Source organism: Rathayibacter sp. AY1C7 (assembly GCF_002931865.1).
Classification (GTDB): domain Bacteria; phylum Actinomycetota; class Actinomycetes; order Actinomycetales; family Microbacteriaceae; genus Rathayibacter.
This window is the reverse complement of record NZ_PSWB01000060.1, coordinates 1-1044: the sequence shown is the minus strand read 5'-3', so window position 1 is coordinate 1044 and position 1044 is coordinate 1. Positions and strand designations below refer to the sequence as shown.

Here is a 1044-nt window from a genome sequence, read left to right as displayed (position 1 = left end):
CCACCGGCCTGAAGCTGACCTTCTCCACGCCGGGCTCGTTCCTCAAGATCGGCGAGATCGTCGTCCCCGAGGCGGCCGCCCCGGCGCTGACGGTGCCGGTGACCGTGACGTCGCGCTGCGTCGCCGGGAAGGCGGTGCTGACTGTCCTCGCCAAGAACGGCGGCACCGCTCCGATCGACGTCGCGATGGCCTCGGCCTACGGCTCGAAGACGGTCACCGCGGTGGCCGCGGGTGCGAGCGGATCGGCCGCGTTCACCACCCGCCTCGCGAGCATGCCGGGCAGCCAGGTGACGGTGACCGCCACGGCGGGCTCCGAGACCCTCGCGCAGACGGTGGCCTACCCGGCCCGCGTCTGCTGAGCGCACGGCGGCCGGTCGACCGGCCGTGACGGAGGAGGGGGTGCCCGCGGGCGCTCCCTCCTCTGCGTGTGCGGCGCATCATCCGACGCGCAGGGCGAGTGCGGGCTCGATGTGCGCGGCTCAGGGCACCAGATGCCGAAGGACGTGCCGGGCCTGGGCGGGAGCGCCGTCACGTCGATCTCCGCGGGCGAGAAGGAACGGCCGCTCCCCCGCAGGCGCTCCCCGAGAAGGAGATCGGTCGCCTGATCGATCCGGCTCAGCGCCGCCTCGTCGAGGAGGTGGGCGCACGAGCATGGCCGAGCCCGCTGGCGCGCTCCGCGGCACTCCACCCGGAAGCGGGGGTGCAGAGCACTTCACGCTCCTGGTAGTAATCACAGGCGGGCGCATCGCAGAGCCCGCAGAACTGGACCGTCCGTGACCCGCACCACCCGCGCTCTCGCCGCGTTCGTCCCGACGACGACCCTCGTGCTCTCCGTGGTGTTCGCCTCCGCCGCACTCGCGCCCGAGGCGATGACCGCCCCGGAAGCGGTGTCGACGCCGACCGCCGCCTCGCCCGCGGAGGATGCGGCGGCGACTGCGGACCCCTCCGCTCCCGGTGCGGGATCCGGCGCCTCCGACCGCCGCTCCTCGAGCCCCTCCTCCGCGGACCCCGTCGACCCCGCGCAGCCGACGACCGGCTCCTCCC

2 pseudogenes are annotated in these 1044 nt (G+C 74.5%); both read left to right on the top strand.

What is annotated here, in order from left to right:
• Window positions 1–359 (top strand): annotated as a pseudogene (locus tag C5C69_RS17100) (hypothetical protein); the annotation flags it as partial.
• Between the two features lie 414 nt (window positions 360–773).
• Window positions 774–1044, top strand: a pseudogene (locus tag C5C69_RS16560) (hypothetical protein); the annotation flags it as partial.